This window comes from Stenotrophomonas sp., assembly GCF_035634915.1.
Taxonomy (GTDB): Bacteria; Pseudomonadota; Gammaproteobacteria; order Xanthomonadales; family Xanthomonadaceae; genus Stenotrophomonas.
In genome coordinates this window covers 38,836-57,608 of sequence record NZ_DASQCB010000019.1, presented here as the reverse complement: position 1 = coordinate 57,608, position 18,773 = coordinate 38,836, and the positions used below count along the sequence as shown (strand labels likewise).

The window sequence follows — 18,773 nt, the reverse complement described above, 5'->3', positions numbered from 1 at the left end:
GCGGTCACTCCTCATTCCCAGCAACGGTCCGCCCGGCCCTTTGCGGTCTGCGCACGCGGGCAGTCACGCGGGGCGATGCGGTCTTCGCGCAGTTCCACGCGCTGCTTGGTACCTGCAGCGTCGCGGCGCAGCTCGAAGGCATCGTACAACCGGCCGGTGACGGTGCGTGCTTCGTAGCGCAGGTGCTGCGGATCGATCTTCAGCACCTGGAACAGCTGGGTATCCTCGGCCACCGGATCCATGGTCCGGCGTGCCTCGTCGGACAGGCGGTACTGCTTCGGCCCGGCCACCGTCACCACGTACTGCGGCGTGGCGGCCTCGCCTTCGCCGCGGCGGCCGTAGGTGTGGTCGTGGCCCTGCAGCACCAGGTCGACGTTGTGGCGGCGCACGACCGGCAGCAGCACGTCACGCAGCGCAGCGTTCTCGCGGCCTTCGCGCGGCGAATAGAACGGCTGGTGCAGCAGCACGATGGTCCACGGGTGCGGGTTGTTGGCCAGCACCTTGTCCAGCCACTGCGCCTGCGCCTGGGCGGTGCCCAGGTCGAGTGCGGAGGTGCCGTCGAGCACGGCCACGCGTACGTCCTGCACATCGAACCAGTAGGTGCTGCTGGCAGCCGCTGCGGCACCATTGCCCGGCAGCGCGAACGTCACCGGCCAGTGCCTGCCCAGCACGCGGCGTTCCTGCGGGGTGTCCTCGAACTCTTCGAAGTACTCATGGTTGCCGATGGCCGGGGCCACCAGCGTTTCTTGCGCCAGCCAGCTGGTGGCGGCGAACCACTCGCCCCATTCGCTGTCATCGGCGCCGTCGCCGCCACTGACCAGGTCACCGGCGAACAGGCTCATGCGTGCCTCCGGTGCGGTCTTCTGCGCGGCACGCACCACGCGACTGACATGGCTGAGGTTCTTGTTCTGGGTATCACCGAAGTACAGCAGGGTCAGCGGCTGCCCGGCCTTGCCCAGCGTACGCAGCTGGTTCCAGGCACTCCAGCTGCCATTGCCCTGCACGCGGTACACGTACAGGGTGTCCGGCTTCAGCCCATCAACCTCGGCGCGATGGTGGTGCGACATACCGTTCTCGGTCTGCAGCTGCTGGGTCTTCGCGCGCACCTGGCGGATGCCCTCGATGGCCGGCGAATCACCGGCCAGGGCGATTTCCAGCAGCGGCGCCTGCACGCTGCCATCGGTACGCCAGGCCACGGCGAAGCCCTGGCTGGGATCGACCGACGGCGAGGCGACGATGCGGTCCGGCACGGTGGTGGCCGCGTAGTGACGGCTGCCCACCGGCACCTGGGTGTTCGGTTCGGCGGCGGCGAAGCCCAGCGCGGGAACCGCCAGCAGCAGGCCCAGCGCGAGTGCGCTCATGCAACGACGGCTCATGCGCCACACTCCAGCGGCAGCGACAGCTGCTTGGCGATGGCTTCCCAGTCGAAGGCCACCACGCCCTGGTCGTCATGCACGGCATACAGCGCCCCGTGCGGGAAGCGCGGGCTCGGCTGCTGCATCATCCAGATGCCATCGGTGTTGGCCACGGTATTGCCCTGGAAGGCACCGACTGGCTTCAGAGTATGGCGGTCGAACAGGTGGAAGACGCTGCGCTGCTTGCCCTGCTCGGTGGTGATCCACCAGCCGTCCTTGCCGCAGGTGCGCAGCATCACGCCTTCGGCCTGTGCCTGGAACACATCGCGACCGAACGTGGTGCCGGTGAAACGACCGGCCAGCGTGTAGACCTTGAACTCGCTGGCGTAGGTTTCGTCTTCCTCGGCGATCAGCAGGCGGTCGTTGGCCGGATCACCCCAGATCGACTCGACCACGCGCAGTGCGCCGGCTTCGCTGGTGTCACCGATGCTGGCGGCCAGGGTCGCTTCAACCTTGGCGCCATCGCGGGTGACGTGGTACTGGCGCACGCGCTTGTCCAGCTCGGCCAGCGGCGGCAGGATGTCCTTGCCCTGTGCGTCCTCGCCGTTGTCCCAGGAATCGGTGACGTAGACGCTGTAGCCATCGGCGCGGCGGTCGACCCACAGGCCATAGGGCTTGCGCAGGTTGTCGGCGCCGAACACCGCCAGCGGGGTGAAATCGGGCAGCGCGAACACCTGCACGCGGTGGTTGTCACGCTCGACGATCCACAGCAGGTCGTCGGTGATCGAGATGCCGTTGGGGCGGTCGAACTGGCCCAGCGCAGTACCGGCGGTGCCGACATCGCGCAGGTGCTGGCCGGTGCTGCCGTCATACACCACCAGCTTGTCGGTGGCCTTGGCGGTGGCGATCAACCAGGTTTTGCCATCCGGCGCCTTCCAGGCGGCCGGAGAATCGATGTTGTCCTCCGGCGTCATCGGGCTGAGGAACGCCTCGGCGATGGTTGCTACCGAACGTGCCGTAGCGGCCGGGGCCTTCGCGGCGGCATCGGCGCCGGCCGGAGCGGCCGCCGGCGTGCAGCCGGCGGCGAGGCAGGCAGTCATCGCGGCTGCCAGCAGGGTCATGCCACGCGCCATCACAGGGCCACCTTCAGGCCGATGGCGTAGGTGCGGCCGTACTCTTCCATCTGCAGGGTGCGCGAACGGGTGCCCTGGTACAGCTCCAGCGGCTTGTCCAGCAGGTTCTGCGCTTCGAAGTACATGCTGATGCGCGGGGTGAACTTGTAGTCCAGCGAGAAGTCGAGCTGGGTGTTGGGCGCGACGTAGATGTCGAACGCGCGGCCGGCACCGACGGTGTCCAGGTATTCGCTGCGGTAGACCGCGGCCAGGCGGGTGCTCAGGCCGTACTTCTCATAGCCGATGTGCGCGCTGTACACGTGCTTGGAGGCACGCGGCAGCATGAAGTCTTCGCCCTCGCGGCCATCAATGCCGGCATCGAACTCGGTGTCCAGCCAGGTGCCACTGGCGCCAACCAGCAGGCCGTCCAGCGCGCCCGGCAGGAACGCCAGCTGCTGCTGCCAGTTGAACTCGGCGCCACGCACGGTGGCCTTGCGGCCATTGATCGGGCGGGTCACGTCGAGGCCATCGTAAGCCGGGTCATTCTGGCTCACGGTCTCCACGATGTAGCCATCGATGGACTTGTGGAACAGGCCCAGCGAGACGATGCCGGTGGTGCCGATGTACTTCTCCACCGACAGGTCGATGTTCTTCGACTCGTAGGGATCCAGCTGCGGATTGCCCAGGCGCAGCTCTTCGTCACCGGCGTTCAGCGCGCGGCGCGGCGAGATGTCACCGAAGGACGGACGCGAGACCGTCTTGTTGGCCGAGGCGCGCAGCACCCAGTCGTCGGCCGCGTCGTAGCGCAGGTGCAGGCCCGGCAGCACGTTGGTGTAGCTGCGGTTGGCCTGCACCGGGCTGACGGTGTAGCCGTCATCATCGTCCAGTTCGACGCTGTTGCCGGTAGCCTTGAAGCGGGTGTTCTCCACGCGCACGCCGCCGATGATGCGCAGCGCACCGATGTCCCAGGTGCCCATCGCATAGCTGGCGAAGATGTCTTCGCTGGCGGTGTAGTCCTCTTCCAGCGAAGTCGCGGCGTTGCCGGCGACATCCTGCGGGCGGGCGCTGTAGCGGCTGCCGTTCTGCGCCCAGTAGGCGCGCATGGCTGCCGAACTCATGCCCTGCCCCATCAGGCCATGGCGGTGTTCCGGATCGGCCGCGGTCCAGCTGGTCAGATCGATGTCCGGGCCACGGCGCAGCTCGACCTCGTCCACATTGACGTCACGGTCGCGCCAGCGGCCCAGCAGGCCGAACTTGATGCTGCTGTTGTCACCATCGAAACGCACGTTGACCTGCGCGCTGCGCTCTTCATCATTGACCTGCTTGGGCGAAAGCACGAAGCGATCGAAGGCGTAGTTCGCGTTGTCCATCCAGTCGTTGCTGCTGAGCGTATAGGTCGGCAGGCGGCTGCGCTGGTCCAGGGTGCCGGACATGTCATCGGCATCCAGCTCGAAGCGCGCTTCCATTTCGTCGTTGACGCGCTCTTCGGTACGGGTGTATCCGATCCTGTAGTCCACCACTGCGTTGGTCAGCTTGTTCTCGCCGCCCAGGCTGGCAGCAAAGGTGTTTTCCTTCTTGGTGCGGTAACGCATGCGCTTCTGGATCGCATCCGACGGCAGGTCGTCCAGGCGGTACTGGTCGGTGCCGGTGGCCACCATGTCGGCGTCATCGAAGTTGTAGATCACGCGCTGGCGCGTTTCGGCATCGTCGAACTGGCTGTACAGCGTGCGCAGGTAGTACGTGCTGTCCTCGTTCGGGCGCCAGTCCATGTTGAGGTTGGCACCGATGCGCTTGCGCTCGATCTCGTACTTGCGGTTCTGCAGATTGATCGCGGTGACCTCACCGGGCTTCACGTCCGCGGCTTCGATGTCACCGTCAAGATTGTCGTACTCCACTTCGGTGTTGTCCGACTCGAACTTGCGGTTCTGGTAGTTCACGCCCAGCGCGATGCCGAAGGTATCGGCGAATACTTCGCTGTAGTTGAACGAGGCCTTGGGGCTGGTCTCGCCGGACAGCTGCTGGTGGCTGGCTTCGATCTTGCCGCGCAGGCTGCGGCCGTCGCGGTCGAAGGCCGAGGCCGATTCGACCAGCACCGCGCCACCGATGGCATCACCGGGCATGTCCGGGGTCGGCGACTTGACCACACGCAGGCGCTCGGTCGAGTCGGAAGGGATGACGTCCAGCGGCGCGGCGCGGCTGGAATCTTCCGGGGTACCCACGGCGATGCCATCGATGCTGACGCTGTTGAGGTTGGCATCCAGGCCACGGATGACCACGAAGCGGCCTTCGCCCTGGTCACGGGTCACGCTGATGCCCGGCAGGCGCTGCAGCGACTCGGCCACGTTCTTGTCCGGGTACTGGCCCAGGGCATCGGAGGACACCGCGTCTTCGATGGCGTCGCTGCTGCGCTTCAGATCAACCGCGCGGATCTGCGATTCGAGCTGGGCGCGCACTTCAATGCGGTCCAGATCGACCGCATCGGCGGCAACCGCGCCGGTGGCGGCCAGGGCCTGCTGCCCGGCGGCCTGCAGCGGTGCTGCGGCCCCCAGCGCCAGGGTCACGGTGATGGCCACGGCCAGCGGAGTCTTGATGTGCACGGGAGTTCCCCATTCCTGTTAAGAATGGGTCTGCACGGTATGTCCGGAAGGTTGCATGGCCGTGACACCTCTCGGCATATCCGGCGAAACCGACGTGGGCATCGCAGCGCCGATCCGGCAAAATGGGGGCCTCTCTCCATTCCCCCTTCCCGACCATGAAGATCGTCGAAGTGCGCCACCCGCTGGTGCAGCACAAGATCGGCCTGATGCGCAACGCTGCGCTCAGCACCAAGGATTTCCGCGAGCTGGCCAACGAACTGGGCACGCTGCTGGCCTACGAGGCCACCGCCGACCTGGAAACCGAACCGCATACTCTCCCCGGCTGGGCCGGCCCGGTGACCGTGCAGCGCATCGCTGGCGCCAAGATCACCGTGGTGCCGATCCTGCGTGCCGGCCTGGGCATGCTCAGCGGCGTGCTGTCGCTGATCCCGGCCGCACGGGTGAGCGTGGTCGGCCTGCAGCGCGATGAGGAAACCCTGCAGCCGGTGCCCTACTTCGAGCGCCTGACCGGCCGCCTGGAGGAGCGCGATGCGCTGATCCTGGACCCGATGCTGGCCACCGGCGGCACCTTGATCGCCACCATCGACATGCTCAAGCGCGCGGGCGCGCGCCGCATCAAGGGCACCTTCCTGGTCGCCGCACCGGAAGGCATCGAGGCGGTCAAGGCCGCGCACCCGGACGTGGAGATCTACACGGCCGCCATCGATGCCCAGCTCAACGACAAGGGCTACATCCTGCCGGGCCTGGGCGATGCCGGCGACCGCATTTTCGGTACGCGCGTGGTGTGATCCGGTTGAAGGGATCTGACTCTGGGGTCGGATCCCTTTCACAGAAAGGGCTCCGACCCGAGTCTTTACAGCCTGGCCGCCAGCGCCTGAAGCTGGTCGATGGCCGTGTTCCAACCATCAAGAAACCCCATCTGCTCGTGTTGGTCACGGACTGTCTTGTCCGGGTGCATGACCTGCGCGGTGTAGCGGCAGCCCTGCCCTTCGTCGGCGAAGGTGATGGCCGCAGTGAAGCCCAGCCACGGGGTCTGCGGCCGCCAGCCGCCGCCCAGCATCGAGGTGAACACCAGGCGCTGCTGCGGCACGATCTCGACGAAGCACCCCGGGTTATCGCTGGTACCGCCTTCCGGGCCCTGCATGAAGGTGTGGAACGCCCCGCCTGGGCGCAGCTCGAATGCGCGCACCTCGGTGGTCCACGGCCGCGGGCACCACCACTGCCGCAACAGCTCAGGCTCGGTCCAGGCCCGCCACAACGCTGCCCGCGGCGCGGCCAATATGCGGCTGATGACCAGATCGGTCTCCGGATGAGACTCGGCAGCGGATGTCATGGACATGCCCCAGTGCGTCGGAAAGGATGCCCACCGATACGCCGATGGCCCTCCAGAGGCAAGCGTTACCGGGATGATCGCGAATCTTCACGTCGTTTTTCATCCAACAGGCGAATGCTCCGCGCACCCGCACCGCTCGCCCTGGAGATGCCATGAAAGCCTCGTTCCTGCTGGCCGCCGCCCTGCTCATCGGCCTGCCCCTGGCCGCCACCGCCGCCACCCCGCAACAGCAGCGCATGGCCGACTGCTCGGCCAAAAACAAAGGACTGAAGGGCGACGCCTACAAGACCGCGCAGAGCGCCTGCCTGAGCGGCCACGCCACCGACACCAAGGCCGCCACCCCGCAGGAGCGCATGAAGCAGTGCAACGCCGATGCCGCGACCAAAAAGCTCGCCGGCGACGCCCGCAAGACCTTCATGAGCAGCTGCCTCAAGGCCTCGTAGCACCGCCATCAAGTTCAATCAGATGGGGTCAGAGCCCGTTGCGCAGCAACGGGATCCGACCCCGACAGATCGCAGCCATCTGCCAGAGGCGGGGCGGTGTGGGTGGGCAGGACCGTTGGCGCCATGGATGGCGCCATCGAGCCCCCATGGGTGAGGGCGCTTTGCTTGCGAGGCACGCCTCGCAAGCGCCCGAACGCACAGCCGCCAGCGGCTGGGCCGGACCCCGAAGGGGGGTTTACGGCGTGTCCTGACCACCCACACCGCCCCGCCGTCCCACGGAATGCCGCTCTTGATCTTGCTGCGGCTTCGGCTTCTGCAGGTGCAGGGCTGCAAGCCCTGCCGAACGAACACCCCTCACCCCAGCGCGCGCGCCTTCAGTTCGCCCTGCTCGTGCAGGGTCACGAAACGCCCTTTCTCATCCCGCCCCAGCTGCGCCAACGCCACCTGCGGGTCATGGGTGAAGAACAGATGGACGTTGCGCGCCAGCTTGTCTTCCAGGAAGCGGCGCTTCTCGTCGATCAGCAACTCCGCATTGCGGTCGTACCCCATGGTGATCGGCACGTGCACCCACGACCGCCCCGGGATCAGGTCGGCGCAGAACACCACGCCACCGTGCGCATCCTGGCCCGCATGCGCGTGGCCGACGATCTCGGCCAGCATCAGCCCCGGCGTATGCCCATCGCTGTAGCTGAAGCGCACGCTGTTGCCCAGCACCTTGGAGTACTCACCCTCCACTACTTCCAGGCGCCCACTGGCCTGCAGCAGGCCCGGCAGTTCAGGAATGAAGCTGGCGCGGTCGCGTGGATGCGGTTCCAGTGCCCGCTGCCAGTGCTGTGCACCGACCACGAACGTCGCGTTGGGGAACAGCAGTTCGGGCGAGCGACCTTCGCTCCATGCTGCCAGCAGGCCGCCGGCGTGGTCGAAATGCAGGTGGCTGAGCACCACCACGTCGATGTCCTCGTGTTCGAAACCCGCCTCGCGCAGCGAATCGATCAGCACGTGCTGGCTTTCCTGCACGCCGTAGCGATCACGCATGCGTGGGTCGAAGAACGCACCGATGCCGGTCTCGAACAGCACGGTCTTGCCATCCAGCGGGCTGGCCAGCAACGCACGGCAGGCCAGCTCGATGCGATTGCGCTCGTCCGGAGCCGCCCACTTTTCCCACACCGCACGCGGCGCGTTGCCGAACATCGCACCGCCATCCAGGCGCTGCGAGTTCCCACGAATCGACCATAGTTTCATTCGGCAATTATCGAGGGGGTCCCGTTAAATAATCGCTAGCCGCAAAATGCAGAACCCCGCCGGGTGGCGGGGTTCGCGGAATCTGCATTCGCCGGGCATGGCCCGGCGCTACCGCCACATCAATGCGCCGGCACGACCTGGGCAGCGCCCACCGGGTTGCGCGGATCGCTGCCACCGTACAGCTTGTTGGCCTTGCGGTCCCACTCCACGGTCTGCAGGTTGCCCCACACGTGGCTGGAGCCGCGGCCACCTGCGGCGACGTCGCCCGGCAGGTCGATCTTGTGGCCCATCGCCTGCAGCTGCTTCACCGTGTCCGCGTCGAAGGCATCGCTCTCGGCCTCGATCAGGTCCGGCAGCCACTGGTGGTGGTAGCGCGGCAACGCGGCCACCTGCTGCGCGTCCAGGCCGGCGTCATAGCCGAGGATGCCCAGCAGCACCATGGTGATGATGCGGCTGCCGCCCGGGGTGCCCAGCACCACGACCTTGTCGGCATTCTCCATGAAGGTGGGCGTCATCGAGCTGAGCATGCGCTTGCCCGGCTTCGGTGCATTGGCCGCGTAACCCATCACGCCGAAGGCATTGGGGGTACCCGGCTTCAGCGCGAAGTCGTCCATCTCGTTGTTCAGCAGCACGCCGGTGCCCTTGGGAATCAGCCCCGAGCCATACAGCAGGTTGACGGTCTGGGTGGCGCCGACGCGGTTGCCATCGCGGTCGATGATCGAGAAATGGGTGGTCTCGTCATCTTCCAGCGGGGTCGGGTTGCCCGACAGCAGGTCGCTGGGGGTGGCCTTGTCCGGGTGGATCGTGGCCCGCAGGCCCTGCGCATAATCCTTGCTGGTCAGCACCTTCTGCGGAATCTGCACGAAATCCGGATCGCCGAGGAAGAAGGTGCGGTCACGGTAGGCGCGGCGCATCGCTTCCACCACCAGGTGGGTACGGTGTGCCGCATCCATCTGCTTGATGTCCCAGCCTTCCAGGATCTGCAGCATGCTGGCCAGGGCGATGCCACCGGACGACGGCGGCGGCGCGGTGGTGATCTTCCAGCCGTTGTAGTCGAACACGATCGGCTCGCGCAGCTTGACCTGGTAGCCGGCCAGCTCGTCGGCCGTCCACTTGCCGCCGGCCTGCTTCACGCCTTCCAGCAGCAGCTTGCCGGTCTGGCCCTTGTAGAAGCCATCGCGACCGCCGGCCGCCAGGCGCTCCAGGGTCTGTGCCAGCTCAGGCTGCTTGAACAGATCGCCGGTGGCGATCGGCTTGCCGTTGCGCAGGTACACCTCGCGCGTGCCGGGGAAGCGCTCCATCACCTCGCGGCGCGACGCATAGCCCTTGGCCATGCGGTCATAGACCGGGAAGCCTTCACGGGCGATGCGGATGGCCGGCTGCAGCGAGGCCGACAGCGGCAGCTTGCCGTGCTTGGCCGACAGTTCGACCAGCGCGGCAGGCAGGCCTGGAATACCGGCCGACCACGGGCCGTTGACCGAGCGGTCGCGGTCCAGGTTGCCCTGCTTGTCCAGGAACGCCTGCGGGGTCGCGGCCGCCGGGGCGGTCTCGCGCGCATCCAGCATGATGTCCTTGCCGGTGGCTGCATCGTGCAGCAGGAAGAAGCCGCCGCCGCCCAGGCCCGAGCTGATCGGCTCGACCACGGCCAGGGTGGAGGACACCGCCACCGCGGCGTCGAAAGCGTTGCCGCCCTGCGCCAGGATGTCGATGCCGGCCTGGGTGGCCAGCGCATGACCACTGGCGATGGCCGCGCCATCAGGGCGCTCGGCACGGGCAGTGGTTTCGGCCCAGGCCAGCGGGCTCAGCACCAGGCTGAGCAGCAGCAGGGGGCGGACGATCAGCGTCTTCATTCGGATGGGGGCTCCGCGTAGAGTTCGGGGTGATCGTGCTGCAGTTGGCGCAACTTGGCCAGCAGCTGGACTTCCGTTTCCACGATCTCCGGGTCCGGGTCGATGCATTCGACCGGGCAGACGACCACGCACTGTGGCTCGTCGAAGTGACCCACGCATTCGGTGCAGCGCGCAGGGTCGATCACGTAGATGGTTTCACCCATCGAAATGGCCTGGTTCGGGCAGGCCGGCTCGCAGACGTCACAGTTGACGCAGAGCTCGTTGATTTTCAGCGACATGGCGATACTCCTCGCCCGCGCCTTGGGACAAGGACCGGCCCGCGCGGGCGCGCGGGCCGGTCAGGTCATCAGCGGCGCCCTTGCGGCGCGCCGCCCGGGCCATGCCGGAGCATGGCCGCCATGGCACGGTCTTACTTGGCTTCGACGAAAATGTACTCGGCGCCGGTCGGCTGCACGACAGCCTGCACGCGGGCGTTGTCAGCGGACTGGCCGATGAAGACGACGCGCACGCCCTTCATCGAATCGGCCGAGACGTCCTTGAACACCGCCTGGATCATGTCAGCCATCTTGCCCGAGGCCGACGAACCGAAGGCCAGCATGTTGCCCGGCTGCACGCCACGGGCCACGGCCTGGGTTGCGCTTTCGGTCTGGCGCTCGTACTTGGCCTGGAAGTCCGGGTCCGATTCCGGCGAGAGGTAATACAGGAACGGGCTGTTGGTGATGTTGCCCATGTTCTGGATCGCCACTTCCTGCAGGTACTTCTTCCAGCCTGCATCGTCTTCCTTGGCCGGAGCGACCAGGGCCTGCTTGGCGTCTTCGACCGGAGCGGCCTCTTCCTTCTTGCAGGCGGTGAAGGCCAGGGCAAACGAAGCGATCAGCATCGCGCGCATGGTGGTGTTCATGGGTTTCCTCCCGAGTGGTGCGTGTGGTTTACGTAATGGGGGTGCTTGGTACTACGGGCCCTGCCAGGGCGGCAGGATTTACGACTGCGCCGCCTTCGCTTCGCGGACCTTGCGCAGCGCCTCGAGCACGGCGGCCGGCACGAAACCGGACACGTCGCCTCCCAGGCGGGCGATCTCGCGGACCAGCGAGGACGAAATGAAGCTGTGCTGCTCGGCCGGGGTCAGGAACAGGGTCTCGACCTCCGGGATCAGGTGGCGGTTCATGCTCGCCATCTGGAATTCGTATTCGAAGTCGGACACCGCGCGCAGGCCGCGCAGCAGCACCCCGCCCTGGACCGAACGTACGAAATGGGCCAGCAGGGTATCGAAGCCGATGACCTCGACATTGCCGTGGTGGCCCAGGGCGCCCCGGGCCAGCTGCACGCGCTGCTCCAGCGGCAGCGCCGGGCCCTTGGACGGGCTCTGCGCCACGCCCACCACGACCTTTTCGAACAACGGCGCGGCCCGGCTCACCAGGTCGATGTGACCATTGGTGATGGGGTCGAACGTGCCGGGGTAGACGGCGATGCGGCGGTTGGCCACGGTCATGGGCGGTAACAGATGTTCAGATGAGGTCAAAGTGTAGCAGTGGCGCGGCGGTACAGGGCAAAGCGCACCTCGCGGGTGCCACCCTCGCGGTGCAGCAGCCATTCCGGCGGCAGCACGGGCACGTGGCCGGCCGGCGATTCCAGGTACAGCCAGGCATCGGCGGCGAGGTGGCGCGGCAGCTGGGCGAGCACGTCCTGCCACAGGCCGTCGGCGAACGGCGGGTCGATGAACACCAGGGTGGCCTGCTGGGCCGGGGCGCCCTGCAGCCAGCGCAGGGCATCGGCCTGGACCACGGTGACCTGCTCGGCGGCCTGCAGCTTGGCGACGGCGGCGGTCAGGTTGCGGCCGAGCTGGGCATCGCGCTCGACCAGGGTGGCGTGGGCGGCACCGCGCGAGACGGCCTCCAGGCCCAGCGCACCGCTGCCGGCGAACAGGTCCAGCACGCGGGCCCCGCCCAGCTTGGGCATCAGCCAGTTGAACAGGGTTTCGCGCACGCGGTCACTGCTGGGCCGCAGGCCCGGCAGAGTCGGCACCGGCAGGCGGGTGTTGCGCCAGCGCCCGCCGATGATGCGGACCTGGCCGTCATTGCCACCACGGCCGTTCACCGGCGCCCCCGGTGGGGGTTGTTCGAGAAATTCACCATGAGCGGAATTGTAGTTCGGCCGGGCGGCGCCCGGCACCCGCAGAGGCCGGAGCAACAGCCGAAGCAACTTCAAAAGCTGACTTCCAGTGGGATGGCGGGGTGGATCCGGTTGAGGGGGACGCTGCAAGTACGTCCATGTAAGCTCGGTCGCCGCATCCATGCGGCTCACGCCCCCTCAACCGGACCCACCCCGCCTTCGACAGTTTCCCGCGATCTGCAGTAGATCCACGCCATGCGTGGATGAACATCTGTCAGATATCGAAGGATTTGATGAGATCAGGAACCCGCCGTTGTCACCGTCACCGGGAACCTGTCAGAGGTGGGGCGGTGTGGGTTGGCAGGACCGTTGGCGCCATGGATGGCGCCATCGAGCCCCCATGGACGGGTTTACGGCGTGTCCTGCCAACCCACACCGCCCCGCCAACCCCGCAGACAACCCAGAGCCGGCTGTGGCTGTGGCTGTGGCTGTGGCCGTTGCCCTGGCCTCTGCAGGTGCAGGGCGCAGCCCTGCCCGACCAACCCCTTGATTTCGGGACAATCAACCATACCCCTTGGCCAGGCCGCACGCGCTGGCGCGGCATTGCACACGGAGCCCTATCGATGACCGAGACCCCCCAGACCGAAACCCTTGGCTTCCAGACCGAGGTCAAGCAGCTGCTGCAGCTGATGATCCACTCGCTGTACTCCAACAAGGAAATCTTCCTCCGCGAGCTGGTCTCCAACGCCGCCGACGCCGCCGACAAGCTGCGCTTCGAAGCCCTGACCCAGCCTGCCCTGCTGGAAGGCGACAGCGAACTGCGCGTGCGCGTCAGCTTCGACGCCGCCGCCCACACCATCACCATTGAAGACAACGGCATCGGCATGAGCCGCGCCGAAGCCATCGCCCACCTCGGCACGATCGCCAAGTCCGGCACCGGCGACTTCCTGCGCCAGCTGTCCGGCGACCAGAAGAAGGATTCGCAGCTGATCGGCCAGTTCGGCGTCGGCTTCTACAGCGCCTTCATCGTCGCCGACGAAGTGGAAGTGACCTCGCGCCGCGCCGGCCTGGCTGCAGGCGAAGGCGTGCGCTGGACCTCGCGTGGCGAGGGTGATTTCGACGTTGCCACCATCGACAAGGCCGAGCGCGGCACCCGCATCGTGCTGCACCTGAAGGACGGCGAGCACGATTTCGCCGACGGCTGGCGCCTGCGCAGCATCCTCAAGAAGTACTCCGACCACATCGGCCTGCCGATCCAGATGCCGAAGGAAGGCGACGACGCCGCCGGCGAGTGGGAGACCGTCAACCGTGCCAGCGCGCTGTGGACCCGCCCGCGTACCGAGATCAGCGACGCCGAGTACACCGAGTTCTACAAGCACGTGGCACACGACCACAGCGACCCGCTGGCCTGGAGCCACAACAAGGTCGAAGGCAAGCTCGAGTACACCTCGCTGCTGTACGTACCCGGCCGCGCGCCGTTCGACCTGTACCACCGCGACGCGCCCAAGGGCCTGAAGCTGTACGTGCAGCGCGTGTTCGTGATGGACCAGGCCGAGCAGTTCCTGCCCCTGTACCTGCGCTTCATCAAGGGCGTGGTCGATTCCAACGATCTGTCGCTGAACGTGTCGCGCGAGATCCTGCAGTCCGGCCCGGTCATCGATTCGATGAAGGCCGCGCTGACCAAGCGCTCGCTGGACATGCTGGAAAAGCTGGCCGCCGACAAGCCGGAGCAGTACGCCACGTTCTGGAAGGAATTCGGCCAGGTGCTGAAGGAAGGTCCGGCCGAGGACTACAACAATCGCGAGAAGGTGGCCGGCCTGCTGCGCTTCGCCTCTACCCGCGGCGAAGCCGATGCGCAGACCGTGTCGCTGGCCGATTACATCGGCCGCATGGCCGAAGGCCAGGACAAGATCTATTACCTGACCGGCGAAAGCTACAGCCAGGTGCGCAACAGCCCGCACCTGGAAGTGTTCCGCAAGAAGGGCGTGGAAGTGCTGCTGCTGACCGACCGCATCGACGAGTGGCTGATGGGCTACCTGACCGATTTCGAAGGCAAGGGCTTCGTCGACATCGCGCGCGGCGACCTCGACCTGGGCGCGCTGGAAAGCGAAGCCGACAAGCAGGAACAGGAAGCGGCGGCGAAGGACAAGCAGGCCCTGGTCGAGCGCCTGAAGTCGGTGCTGGGCGATGACGTTGCTGATGTGCGCGTGTCGCACCGCCTGACCGATTCGCCGGCCGTGCTGGCCATCGGCGAACAGGATCTGGGCCTGCAGATGCGCCAGATCCTGGAAGCCAGCGGGCAGAAGGTGCCCGACAGCAAGCCGGTGCTGGAGATCAACCCGGGCCATCCGCTGATCGCCAAGCTCGATGCCGAAGCCGATGGCGCGCGCTTCGACGACCTGGGCCGGGTGCTGTTCGACCAGGCCGCGCTGGCCGCCGGTGACAGCCTGAAGGACCCGGGCGCCTACGTGGCGCGCCTGAACAAGCTGCTGCTGGAGCTGTCGGCCTGATTGATGGGGTGGGCGCCGGGCATGGCCCGGCGCTACCGCGCGCTGCTCGATGCCAACGTTGGATGCCCGCCCCTGCTCTGGTAGATGCCAACCTTGGTTGGCATTCCCGCTCTGGTAGATGCCAACCTTGGTTGGCATTCCTGCTCTGGTAGATGCCAACCTTGGTTGGCGCTTGAAAGACGTGTCAACCAAGGTTGACACCTACCAAGCCGGGAAGCGTGTCAACCAAGGTTGACACCTACCAGAGCGGTCGCCTCAGGCATTCCGGTCCAGCAGCGAGCCCAGCATCTGGTCCTGGCGGCGGATCACCGCGGCATTGGCGGCAAACGCCACCACCTCGGCCCTGGCCGCCAGCAGGTCGCCCAGCGGCGCCGACGGATCGGGGTCGGTCGTGGTGACCGTGGTCTCCACCCCGCCCTGTTCCCCCGCGCTGCGCTGCACCTGCAGTCGCTCGGCATCGGGGCTGGCAAGGTTGGCCACGTTGTGCGCGGCCACCTGCACGCCCTGCTGGGCCGCACGCATGCCGGACAGCGCAGTCTCCATCACGTTCATCGGCGGTCTCCGGGCCACCCTGCGCAGCCCCTCGGACCGGTTAACGGCCCGGCACGCGCAACCTTGAGTCCACATCGGGTCAACGGGCCCGAGTGGTAGCATATCCCTCTGATTTCAGCGCCTTTTGCCAATGCTCAGTTTTTTCCGCCGCAAGAAGCCCCAGGACGCCGCCACGCCGGACGCGCCCAAGACCCAGCATTACTCGGCTGACGAGCTGGCGGCAGCGTTCCCGTCGGCCGCCCCGGCCGAAGAAGCCCCGGCCGCGCCAGTCGCCACGCCGGCCAGCGTCGAGGCCGCCGCACCTGCACCTGCGCCTGCCCTGGCGCCCGAGCCGCCGGTCGCCGCTGCGCCGCCGGCCCCGGCCCCGGAACGCGTCATCGCTCCAGAAGACTTCGAAGCCGAAGCCCTTGCGGCAGCCGCCGTGCTCGCACCGCTGGCCCCGGTCACCCCGGCCGAAGCGCCGGCAGCGCCGGCCGCTGATCTGCCGGTGCTGGTCGATGCCGCCCCGGCCCCGGCCGGCAAGCCCGGCTGGCGCGAGCGGCTGCGCAACAGCGTCATCGCCCGCAGCTTCGGCGGCCTGTTCTCGCGCAATCCCAAGCTCGACGACGACCTGTTGGACGAACTGGAAACCGCGCTGATCACCGCCGACGTCGGCGTGGGTGCGACCACCGATCTGGTCGAAGGCCTGCGCAAGCGCATGAAGTCGCGCGAGTTCGTCGATGCCAATGCGCTGCTCGCCGCGCTGCGCAGCGAGCTGATCGCGATCCTGCAGCCGGTGGCCAAGCCGCTGGTGATCGACCGCAACGCCAAGCCCTTCGTGGTGCTCACCGTCGGCGTCAACGGCGTCGGCAAGACCACCACCATCGGCAAGCTGGCCAAGCGCTTCAAGGACGAAGGCCACAGCCTGATGCTGGCGGCCGGCGATACCTTCCGGGCCGCTGCCGTGGCCCAGCTGCAGGCCTGGGGCGAGCGCAACGGCGTGGCCGTCGTCGCCCAGGGGCAGAACGCCGACGCCGCTTCGGTGGCCTACGACGCGCTGCAGGCCGGCAAGGCACGCGGCACCTCGGTGCTGATTGCCGATACCGCCGGTCGCCTGCATACCCAATCCGGCCTGATGAACGAGCTGGGCAAGATCCGCCGCGTGCTTGGCAAGATCGACGAAACCGCACCGCACGAAGTGCTGATGGTGATTGACGGCACCACCGGCCAGAACGCGCTTTCGCAGCTGCGCCAGTTCAATGCCGCGGTGAAGGTGACCGGCCTGGTGGTGACCAAGCTGGACGGCACCGCCAAGGGCGGCGTGGTGTTCGCCCTGGCCCGCGAGTTCGGCATTCCGATCCGCTTTGCCGGCATCGGCGAGCGCCCGGAAGACCTGCGCGTGTTCGATCCGGAAGCCTTCGTCGACGCCCTGCTGCCTGAAGCGCTGGGCGGCTGATACGCCGTGCAGCCACGCCTGGCGTGGCTCTACCGCAATCCAGTAGAGCCACCCCATGGGTGGCTGCCTTCCCCGGAACACCGATGCCCCGCCAGCCGCACGCCAGCGCCGCAACTGAACCCGCAGACGGCTTCGTCGCCCGTCTGCTGCACTGGTTCGACGACCACGGCCGCCACGACCTGCCCTGGCAGCACCCGCGCAGTCCCTACCGGGTCTGGCTGTCGGAGATCATGCTGCAGCAGACCCAGGTGACCACGGTCATCCCGTATTTCCAGCGTTTCCTGCAGCATTTCCCGACCCTGCCCGACCTGGCCGCCGCCAGCAACGACGCGGTCATGGCGCAGTGGGCCGGGCTCGGCTACTACGCCCGTGCGCGCAACCTGCATGCTGCGGCCAAGCGCTGCGTGGAACTGCACGACGGCGACCTGCCGCGTGATTTCGATGCCCTGCACGCCCTGCCCGGCATCGGCCGCAGCACCGCCGGCGCGATCCTCAGCCAGGCCTGGAACGACCCGTTCGCGATCCTCGATGGCAACGTCAAGCGCGTGCTCAGCCGCTACCACGGCATCGAGGGCTTCCCCGGCCTGCCGGCCATCGAGAAACAACTGTGGTCACTGGCCGAGGCGCATGTGGCGCAGGTCCCAGCCGGGCGCATGGCCGATTACACACAGGCGCAGATGGACCTGGGTGCGACGGTATGCAGCCGCGCCAAGCCGGCCTGCGTGATCTGCCCGCTGCAGCAGGACTGCGTGGCACGCCGCGAAGGCCGCACCGCCGAACTGCCCACGCCAAAACCCGGCAAGACCCTGCCCGAGCGCGAGGCCGTGGCGCTGCTGCTGCGCGACGCCCAGCAGCGCGTGCTGCTGCAGAAGCGACCGGACACCGGCATCTGGGCGCAGCTGTGGACCCTGCCGCAGGCCGACGTCGGCAGCGACCTGCAGGACTGGTTCGACACCCATGTCGACGGTTCGCTGGAAGAGGCCGAGGAACTGCCGGTGCTGCAGCACACCTTCAGCCACTATCGGCTGCATCTGCAGGTATTGTCGCGACAGGTGCGCGGCCTGCGCGTGCAGGAACCCGCGCTGCGCTGGGTCGCCGCCGATGAACTTCCGGCGCTGGGCCTGCCCGCGCCGATCCGCAAACTGCTGGACGGCACGCCAGTGAAGGCGCCGAAACGCAGATCCACGAAAACCCGCAACCACGAGTGAGCACCATGCCCCGAACCGTCTTCTGCCAGTACGAACAACGCGATGCCGAGGGCCTGGATTTCGTGCCCTACCCCGGCGAGCTGGGCCAGCGCGTGTTCAACCACATCGGCAAGCAGGCCTGGGCGGCCTGGCTGGCGCACCAGACCATGCTGATCAACGAGAACCGCCTGTCGCCGCGCAAGCCCGAACACCGCGCGATGCTGGAAGCGGAACTGGTGAAATTCCTGTTCGAGAAGGATGCGGAAAAGCCGGCTGGCTTCACCCCCGAAGCCTGAGGCCAAGCAAGAAAGGGGACGGAGGGGATTAAGTCGTTTGTTCCACAAACGACTTAATCCCCTCCGTCCCCTTTTTTTATTCTTCGCGCTCCTGCACCTGCGCCTGACGCATTTCCTTCTCCTGCGCACGCAGCGCTTTCACGTCCAGCCTGCGGATGGTCTTGATGAAACACGGCAGGCGCGGGCCACCGGTCGGATCACGCACCAGCACCTTGTCGAACGGCGTGGTGACCCGGCCCATATGGCTGGTCAGACCGATGGCGGGCGCGTAGGACAGGTCCGGGCACGGTCCGGTCAGCTCCAGCAGATAGGCTTCACTGGGCTTGGTCCACACCGCCAGCGCACTGTCACCCAGCTCGGTCCAGCCGTTGAGGGTGCCGAAGAACTGCATGTCCTTCTGCGGCGGACCCGCGTGCGTGCGGTACAGCTCCAGCCGGTCGGCACTGCTCAGGCCGGTGGTGGCGCAGCCGGCCAGGGCCAGGCACAGGCCGGCGATCAGCAACGGGGTCTTCATGGCGATCTCCAGCGGGAAGGTGTCGCCATCATGCGCCCGGCCGGGCAAGGCCGGCGCGACGGCCAGCGGCCCCATTCAGCCGCCGGTCGGCGCACCGCGCACCGGTCGTCGCCAACCTCGGTTGGCGCTAGCAAAGCAAAAGCAGCCGACCAAGGTTGGCATCTACCGGAGCGAGACCAGCCCCGGCACCTGGTAGCCGCCAACCTTGGTTGGCGCACGCCCTGCAGAAGCAGCCGAC

The 18,773-nt window shown here is 67.2% G+C and carries 18 protein-coding genes; 6 read left to right on the top strand and 12 right to left on the bottom strand.

Annotation, left to right across the window (positions count from 1 at the left end):
- Positions 1-11: 11 nt before the first annotated feature.
- The 3 genes from VER16_RS15695 to VER16_RS15685 are packed head-to-tail and all read right to left on the bottom strand — an operon-like array spanning position 12 to position 5,064.
- The gene (locus tag VER16_RS15695) at positions 12-1,361 is read right to left on the bottom strand and encodes a metallophosphoesterase family protein (RefSeq protein ID WP_324809706.1); all 1,350 of its coding nucleotides are present in this window, start codon (positions 1,359-1,361) and stop codon (positions 12-14) included.
- An 11-nt stretch (positions 1,362-1,372) separates the two neighbouring features.
- The gene (locus VER16_RS15690) at positions 1,373-2,488 is read right to left on the bottom strand and encodes a phytase (protein WP_324809633.1); all 1,116 of its coding nucleotides are present in this window, start codon (positions 2,486-2,488) and stop codon (positions 1,373-1,375) included.
- Entirely contained in the window at positions 2,488-5,064 is a 2,577-nt protein-coding gene (locus tag VER16_RS15685; protein WP_324809632.1) for a TonB-dependent receptor, read from the bottom strand. The genes VER16_RS15690 and VER16_RS15685 overlap by 1 nt, the downstream gene beginning before the upstream one ends.
- 155 nt (positions 5,065-5,219) lie before the next feature.
- Here VER16_RS15685 and upp point away from each other — a divergent pair, with 155 nt between their 5' ends.
- Positions 5,220-5,852 (top strand): uracil phosphoribosyltransferase, encoded by a 633-nt coding sequence (gene upp / locus VER16_RS15680; protein ID WP_324809631.1) that lies wholly within the window; start codon positions 5,220-5,222, stop codon positions 5,850-5,852.
- 65 nt (positions 5,853-5,917) lie between these two features.
- On the opposite strand, the gene VER16_RS15675 is transcribed toward upp, so the two are convergent.
- Positions 5,918-6,403, bottom strand: a complete 486-nt coding sequence (locus tag VER16_RS15675) for an SRPBCC family protein (RefSeq protein ID WP_343240127.1) — start codon at positions 6,401-6,403, stop codon at positions 5,918-5,920.
- A 146-nt stretch (positions 6,404-6,549) separates the two neighbouring features.
- Between VER16_RS15675 and VER16_RS15670 the strand changes: the two genes are divergently transcribed.
- Positions 6,550-6,840, top strand: a complete 291-nt coding sequence (locus VER16_RS15670; protein ID WP_108768537.1) for a PsiF family protein — start codon at positions 6,550-6,552, stop codon at positions 6,838-6,840.
- Positions 6,841-7,194: 354 nt separating this feature from the next.
- Here VER16_RS15670 and VER16_RS15665 read toward each other — a convergent pair whose 3' ends face one another.
- From VER16_RS15665 to rsmD, 6 genes are all read right to left on the bottom strand, one after another.
- Positions 7,195-8,082, bottom strand: coding sequence for an MBL fold metallo-hydrolase (locus VER16_RS15665; protein WP_324809630.1), 888 nt, complete (start codon positions 8,080-8,082; stop codon positions 7,195-7,197).
- A 119-nt stretch (positions 8,083-8,201) separates the two neighbouring features.
- The gene (ggt, locus tag VER16_RS15660) at positions 8,202-9,932 is read right to left on the bottom strand and encodes a gamma-glutamyltransferase (protein WP_324809629.1); all 1,731 of its coding nucleotides are present in this window, start codon (positions 9,930-9,932) and stop codon (positions 8,202-8,204) included.
- Positions 9,929-10,210 carry a YfhL family 4Fe-4S dicluster ferredoxin gene (locus VER16_RS15655; protein WP_324809628.1) on the bottom strand — a complete coding sequence of 94 codons (282 nt, stop codon included), beginning with the start codon at positions 10,208-10,210 and terminating at the stop codon, positions 9,929-9,931. The genes ggt and VER16_RS15655 overlap by 4 nt, the downstream gene beginning before the upstream one ends.
- A gap of 131 nt (positions 10,211-10,341) precedes the next feature.
- The gene (locus tag VER16_RS15650) at positions 10,342-10,833 is read right to left on the bottom strand and encodes a hypothetical protein (protein WP_324809627.1); all 492 of its coding nucleotides are present in this window, start codon (positions 10,831-10,833) and stop codon (positions 10,342-10,344) included.
- Positions 10,834-10,911: 78 nt separating this feature from the next.
- Complete coding sequence (gene coaD / locus VER16_RS15645) at positions 10,912-11,421, bottom strand: pantetheine-phosphate adenylyltransferase (RefSeq protein WP_005409091.1); 510 nt, start codon at positions 11,419-11,421, stop codon at positions 10,912-10,914.
- A 26-nt stretch (positions 11,422-11,447) separates the two neighbouring features.
- Entirely contained in the window at positions 11,448-12,026 is a 579-nt protein-coding gene (gene rsmD / locus VER16_RS15640; RefSeq protein WP_324809626.1) for a 16S rRNA (guanine(966)-N(2))-methyltransferase RsmD, read from the bottom strand.
- Positions 12,027-12,664: 638 nt separating this feature from the next.
- On the opposite strand from rsmD, the gene htpG reads away from it, so the two are divergent.
- Positions 12,665-14,551 carry a molecular chaperone HtpG gene (htpG, locus tag VER16_RS15635; protein WP_324809625.1) on the top strand — a complete coding sequence of 629 codons (1,887 nt, stop codon included), beginning with the start codon at positions 12,665-12,667 and terminating at the stop codon, positions 14,549-14,551.
- Positions 14,552-14,806: 255 nt separating this feature from the next.
- On the opposite strand, the gene VER16_RS15630 is transcribed toward htpG, so the two are convergent.
- Positions 14,807-15,103: a hypothetical protein gene (locus tag VER16_RS15630; protein WP_324809624.1), complete on the bottom strand. Its 297-nt coding sequence runs from the start codon at positions 15,101-15,103 to the stop codon at positions 14,807-14,809.
- A gap of 130 nt (positions 15,104-15,233) precedes the next feature.
- Here VER16_RS15630 and ftsY point away from each other — a divergent pair, with 130 nt between their 5' ends.
- The 3 genes from ftsY (at position 15,234) to VER16_RS15615 (ending at position 18,021) form a co-directional block, all read left to right on the top strand.
- A complete protein-coding gene (gene ftsY, locus VER16_RS15625; protein ID WP_324809623.1) occupies positions 15,234-16,538 on the top strand; it encodes a signal recognition particle-docking protein FtsY in 1,305 nt (434 codons plus the stop codon).
- Positions 16,539-16,621: 83 nt separating this feature from the next.
- Positions 16,622-17,746: an A/G-specific adenine glycosylase gene (mutY, locus tag VER16_RS15620; RefSeq protein WP_324809622.1), complete on the top strand. Its 1,125-nt coding sequence runs from the start codon at positions 16,622-16,624 to the stop codon at positions 17,744-17,746.
- A gap of 5 nt (positions 17,747-17,751) precedes the next feature.
- Positions 17,752-18,021 carry an oxidative damage protection protein gene (locus VER16_RS15615; RefSeq protein WP_324809621.1) on the top strand — a complete coding sequence of 90 codons (270 nt, stop codon included), beginning with the start codon at positions 17,752-17,754 and terminating at the stop codon, positions 18,019-18,021.
- 76 nt (positions 18,022-18,097) lie between these two features.
- Here VER16_RS15615 and VER16_RS15610 read toward each other — a convergent pair whose 3' ends face one another.
- Positions 18,098-18,535 carry a DUF6491 family protein gene (locus VER16_RS15610; protein WP_324809620.1) on the bottom strand — a complete coding sequence of 146 codons (438 nt, stop codon included), beginning with the start codon at positions 18,533-18,535 and terminating at the stop codon, positions 18,098-18,100.
- Positions 18,536-18,773: the final 238 nt, after the last annotated feature.

Bases quoted from the DNA above. Each gene is read 5' to 3' on its own strand.
- VER16_RS15695 (WP_324809706.1), bottom strand. From the start codon at position 1,361: ATGAGCGCACTCGCGCTGGGCCTGCTGCTGGCGGTTCCCGCGCTGGGC.
- VER16_RS15690 (WP_324809633.1), bottom strand. From the start codon at position 2,488: ATGGCGCGTGGCATGACCCTGCTGGCAGCCGCGATGACTGCCTGCCTC.
- upp (WP_324809631.1), top strand. From the start codon at position 5,220: ATGAAGATCGTCGAAGTGCGCCACCCGCTGGTGCAGCACAAGATCGGC.
- VER16_RS15675 (WP_343240127.1), bottom strand. From the start codon at position 6,403: ATGTCCATGACATCCGCTGCCGAGTCTCATCCGGAGACCGATCTGGTC.
- VER16_RS15670 (WP_108768537.1), top strand. From the start codon at position 6,550: ATGAAAGCCTCGTTCCTGCTGGCCGCCGCCCTGCTCATCGGCCTGCCC.
- VER16_RS15665 (WP_324809630.1), bottom strand. From the start codon at position 8,082: ATGAAACTATGGTCGATTCGTGGGAACTCGCAGCGCCTGGATGGCGGT.
- ggt (WP_324809629.1), bottom strand. From the start codon at position 9,932: ATGAAGACGCTGATCGTCCGCCCCCTGCTGCTGCTCAGCCTGGTGCTG.
- VER16_RS15655 (WP_324809628.1), bottom strand. From the start codon at position 10,210: ATGTCGCTGAAAATCAACGAGCTCTGCGTCAACTGTGACGTCTGCGAG.
- VER16_RS15650 (WP_324809627.1), bottom strand. From the start codon at position 10,833: ATGAACACCACCATGCGCGCGATGCTGATCGCTTCGTTTGCCCTGGCC.
- coaD (WP_005409091.1), bottom strand. From the start codon at position 11,421: ATGACCGTGGCCAACCGCCGCATCGCCGTCTACCCCGGCACGTTCGAC.
- htpG (WP_324809625.1), top strand. From the start codon at position 12,665: ATGACCGAGACCCCCCAGACCGAAACCCTTGGCTTCCAGACCGAGGTC.
- VER16_RS15630 (WP_324809624.1), bottom strand. From the start codon at position 15,103: ATGAACGTGATGGAGACTGCGCTGTCCGGCATGCGTGCGGCCCAGCAG.
- ftsY (WP_324809623.1), top strand. From the start codon at position 15,234: ATGCTCAGTTTTTTCCGCCGCAAGAAGCCCCAGGACGCCGCCACGCCG.
- mutY (WP_324809622.1), top strand. From the start codon at position 16,622: ATGCCCCGCCAGCCGCACGCCAGCGCCGCAACTGAACCCGCAGACGGC.
- VER16_RS15615 (WP_324809621.1), top strand. From the start codon at position 17,752: ATGCCCCGAACCGTCTTCTGCCAGTACGAACAACGCGATGCCGAGGGC.
- VER16_RS15610 (WP_324809620.1), bottom strand. From the start codon at position 18,535: ATGAAGACCCCGTTGCTGATCGCCGGCCTGTGCCTGGCCCTGGCCGGC.